General features: G+C 64.8%; 2 protein-coding genes and 3 pseudogenes. 1 reads left to right on the top strand and 4 read right to left on the bottom strand.

Annotated features, from left to right (window positions below; all coding sequences use genetic code 11):
* The 3 genes and pseudogenes from JCM25156_RS23775 to rpsB form a co-directional block, all read right to left on the bottom strand.
* A pseudogene (locus tag JCM25156_RS23775) lies at positions 1 to 245 on the bottom strand (recombination protein O N-terminal domain-containing protein); the annotation flags it as partial.
* A 46-nt stretch (positions 246 to 291) separates the two neighbouring features.
* Positions 292 to 1,196: pseudogene (tsf, locus tag JCM25156_RS23770) on the bottom strand (translation elongation factor Ts).
* A 104-nt stretch (positions 1,197 to 1,300) separates the two neighbouring features.
* Positions 1,301 to 2,086, bottom strand: a complete 786-nt coding sequence (gene rpsB / locus JCM25156_RS11435) for a 30S ribosomal protein S2 (RefSeq protein ID WP_034959472.1) — start codon at positions 2,084 to 2,086, stop codon at positions 1,301 to 1,303.
* A 294-nt stretch (positions 2,087 to 2,380) separates the two neighbouring features.
* Here rpsB and JCM25156_RS11430 point away from each other — a divergent pair, with 294 nt between their 5' ends.
* Positions 2,381 to 2,812 carry an OsmC family protein gene (locus JCM25156_RS11430; protein WP_025813182.1) on the top strand — a complete coding sequence of 144 codons (432 nt, stop codon included), beginning with the start codon at positions 2,381 to 2,383 and terminating at the stop codon, positions 2,810 to 2,812.
* A gap of 21 nt (positions 2,813 to 2,833) precedes the next feature.
* Here JCM25156_RS11430 and aroC read toward each other — a convergent pair.
* Positions 2,834 to 3,515 (bottom strand): annotated as a pseudogene (gene aroC / locus JCM25156_RS23765) (chorismate synthase); the annotation flags it as partial.

Below are 3,515 nucleotides of genomic sequence, written 5' to 3'. Positions count from 1 at the left end.
CAGCAGTCGCGCGCCTGAGGCATGGACCGTCTCGGCAGTCATGCCGCCAAGCTGTTCCGACAGCCGCGCGCTCCAGCGCGCGCGCACCAGATTGCCCGTCTGCCACACGGGCCGCCCCCGGCGTGAGGAACCACCCCGCGCCAGCCCGTGATAGAGCCCGTACTCACCCGTGAGTACATGCACGATCGCGCTGCCTTCCCCATACGGGGTGGCGGAAAGCACAAGGCGGGTGCCTCCCATTCCATCAGGAAGCACCCGCCCTTGCGGAAAACACGGAAACCGGCAACAGGATCAGTTGCCAGCCGCCTTCGCCACCTCGGCGGCAAAGTCGTTTTCTTCCTTCTCGATGCCTTCACCAAGCTGGAAGCGATCAAAGCCGACCAGCTTCGCGCCCGCCTTCTTCACGATCGCGCGCACGCGGCTTTCGCCATCATGCACCCAGACCTGCTCCAGCAGCACGACTTCTTCATAGAACTTGCGGATACGGCCATCGACCATCTTCTCGATGATGGCTTCCGGCTTGCCCGAGGCACGGGCCTGCTCCACCAGCACCGCGCGCTCACGCTCAAGCGCCTGCGGATCGACACTGTCCACATCCAGCGCGGCCGGACGGGTCGCGGCCACATGCATGCCGATCTGGCGGCCCAGCGTTTCCAGCGCCTCGCTGGCGGTCGGGGCCTCAACGGCGGCCAGAACGCCAATCTTGCCCAGACCGGGGCTGACGGCAGAATGCACGTAGTCGCGACCACACCCGAGGGCACGCTCAGCACGCGCGCGCGGCGGATGGACATGTTCTCGCCAATGGTGGCGATCAGGTGCGTGAGTTCATCGGCAACGGTGCGGCCGCTTTTCAGCACGGCGGCCTTCAGCTTTTCCAGATCGTCGCCAACCTTCAGCGCCGCATGGGCCACTTCGGAAACGAAGTTCTGGAAATGCTCGTTACGGGCCACGAAGTCGGTCTCGGCGTTGACTTCGACCATGGCGGCCTTGTTGTCGGCCTGCGCCACGCCAACCAGACCTTCCGCCGTAACGCGGCCGGACTTCTTGGCCGCGGCCGAAAGGCCCTTCTTGCGCAGCCAGTCGATCGCACCTTCAATGTTGCCCTCGGCTTCCTTGAGGGCCTTCTTGCAGTCCATCATGCCCGCGCCGGTCTTCTCACGAAGTTCCTTGACGAGAGCTGCGGTAATTTCCGCCATTATCCTGATACTCCTCACGACAGGCGCACGCCCCGCCATCCGGCAGGGCGTGTCCTTGCTGTGTCAGTCGCACCGCGCGCCATGCGGCGCTGCGGTGCAGGGTGTTATTCCGCGCTTGCGGCGGCTTCCGTCACGGCTGTTTCCACCGCCGGGTCGATGGGCAGTTCCTCGGCCGCGCCGAAGTCCTCGCCCGATGCACCCAGCTCGGCGGAGATGCCGTCGAGCACGGCGGACGAAACCAGTTCGCAATACAGGGCAATGGCGCGGATCGCGTCATCATTGCCCGGAATCGGGAAGGTCACGCCACGCGGGTCGGAGTTGCTGTCCAGCACCGCCACGACCGGGATACCCAGCTTGTTGGCTTCCTCGACCGCCAGCTTTTCCTTGTTCGTGTCGATCACGAACAGGATGTCCGGCAGGCCGCCCATTTCCTTGATCCCGCCGAGCGAACGCTCCAGCTTCTCACGGTCGCGGGTGATGTCCAGGACTTCCTTCTTGGTCAGGCCCTGGGTGCCGTTTTCCAGCATCTCATCAATGCCGCGCAGGCGCTTGATCGAACCGGTGATGGTCTTCCAGTTGGTCAGCATGCCGCCAAGCCAGCGGTGGTTGACGTAATACTGGCCGCAGCGCTTGGCCGCTTCCGCCACCTGGTCGGCCGCCGCGCGCTTGGTGCCGACGAACAGCACGCGCCCGCCACCGGCCACGGTGTCACGGATCGCCTTGAGCGCACGGTCCAGCATGGGGACGGTCTGCTGCAGGTCGATGATGTGGACCTGGTTGCGCACACCGAACAGGAACGGCGCCATGCGCGGGTTCCAGCGGCGGGTGTGGTGACCGAAATGCACGCCCGCTTCGAGGAGCTGGCGCATGGTGAATTCTGGCATTGCCATATCGGATTCAATCCTTTGTCTGGTTCATCCTCCGTGAAGCACGCCCGTTCCCGGACACCAGAGGTATTGGCTTCACGTGCGAATTGGCCCCACGCGCGGGGCCGTGGCGGGATATGGCTGTTTTTGGCGCGGATTGCAAGCACCGTAATGCAGGCGCACGATCGTGATGCAACCTTGCCGCGCATGCCCGGTTGACCTGTCGGGGAAAGCGACCCGGAATCATGGCGTTCCCATACCCCATCCCGGGATGCTACCCATACTCCCCGCCCTCAACGGATAAAGGACTGAACTGCAATGACAATCACGAAATATGGCACGGCGCACTGGTCTGGCGGGCTGAAGGATGGCAAGGGCGAGGTCTCGACACAGAGCGGCGCGCTCGAACAGCAGCCCTACGGCTTCAATACCCGTTTTGAAGGCCGCGCCGGCACCAACCCCGAGGAACTGCTGGGCGCCGCCCACGCCGCCTGTTTCGTCATGGCGCTGTCGGGCATCCTGGGTGGCGCGGGGCTGACCGCCACATCAATGGAAGCCAAATCCGCCGTCGTGCTGGAAAAGCAGGGCGAGAGCTTCGCCATCACCAGCGCCCACCTGACGCTGGAGGCCGAAATCCCCAACGCGACCGAGGAACAGTTCAATGAACTGGCGCAGAAGGCGAAGGCCGGTTGCCCGGTCTCGAAGCTGTTCAACGCCACGATCACGCTGGAAGCCCGGCTCACGGCCTGAACAAACGGGCGGGACGGGGTGCTACGGGTTCCCCACCTGCCCCCGATGACGCAGCAGATGGTCGGCCAGCACGCAGGCCATCATCGCTTCCCCCACCGGCACGGCCCGGATGCCCACGCACGGGTCATGCCGCCCCCGGGTCATCACATCGACATTCTCCCCTTCCCGCGTGACGGAGGGGACGGGAGTCAGGATCGAACTGGTGGCTTGACCGCGAAGCGCGCCACGACCGGCTGCCCGGTCGAAATCCCCCCCAGCACGCCACCCGCATGGTTGGTTTCAAAGCGCAGTTTACCGTTTTCCATGCGCATCGGGTCGGCGTTTTCTTCTCCCGTCAGGCTGGCGGCGGCGAAACCTTCACCAATCTCCACGCCCTTGACGGCATTGATGCTCATCAGCGCCATGGCCAGATCGGAATCGAGCTTGCCATAAACCGGCGCGCCCAGACCGGCGGGCACGCCCTCGGCCACGACCTCGATCACCGCGCCGATGGAAGAACCTTTCTTGCGGATGTCCGCCAGATACTCCTCCCATACCGGCAGCATCCCGGCATCGGGGCAGAAAAGCGCGTTGGTGCTGGCCAGATCCCAGTCCAGCCGGTCACGGTTTATGGCATGCGGGCCAACCTGCACCAGCGCGCCGCGAATACGCACGCCATCGCCCAGCACCCTGCGCGCCACGGCGCCCGCCGCCACGCGCATGG

It is taken from the genome of Komagataeibacter kakiaceti JCM 25156, from assembly GCF_000613305.1.
This window is presented reverse-complemented; position numbering and strand designations above follow the sequence as displayed.

Bases quoted from the DNA above. Each gene is read 5' to 3' on its own strand.
- rpsB (WP_034959472.1), bottom strand. From the start codon at position 2,086: ATGGCAATGCCAGAATTCACCATGCGCCAGCTCCTCGAAGCGGGCGTG.
- JCM25156_RS11430 (WP_025813182.1), top strand. From the start codon at position 2,381: ATGACAATCACGAAATATGGCACGGCGCACTGGTCTGGCGGGCTGAAG.